General features: G+C 66.0%; 1 pseudogene. It reads right to left on the bottom strand.

Annotated features, from left to right (window positions below):
• Positions 1–382: pseudogene (locus AC1D00_RS44720) on the bottom strand (fumarylacetoacetase); the annotation flags it as partial.
• Positions 383–536: the final 154 nt, after the last annotated feature.

The following is a 536-nucleotide window of genomic DNA, read 5'->3' as shown; positions in this document are numbered from 1 at the left end:
CCGCGAACGGCATGTGCAGTCTGGCATCGCGCATCGGCACCAGGGCCTGCTTGCGCAGCTCCTCATTGTCGCGCAGCTCCGGATGATCCGCGCGCATGAGCTCGCTGATCCGCGCCCGCGTCCTGGCCCAGACCTTCGGCCCCAGCGCCATGAACGGATTGAGCGAGGGCCCGGAGAACACGCCGAGCGCGCCAACATCGAGACGCGAGTCCTGCTCGATCTCCCAGAGATCGAGCACGTAATTGCCGATCGCGACGCCGACCCGCGGCGTCGGGTTGGCCGCGGTCGAGAACACGCCATAGGGCAGGTTCTGGATCGGGAAGTCGGAGGCGGGATCGACGTCGATGAAGGAGCGGAGGCTGGGGTCGTTGGGGTGGGGCATTGGTTTCCTGCCGGATGTTTTGAGACGGTTTCTCCGCCGTCATTCCGGGGCGCGCGGAGCGCGAGCCCGGAATCCATAGCCACGATCGTGAGCATGGATTCCGGGCCTGCGCCTTCGGCGCATCCCGGAATGACGAAGTCACTACGGCTTGTTC

This window comes from Bradyrhizobium sp. P2_E8, from assembly GCF_056403875.1.
The sequence above is the reverse complement of the archived record's forward strand: the minus strand, read 5'-3'. Positions and strand labels throughout refer to the sequence as shown.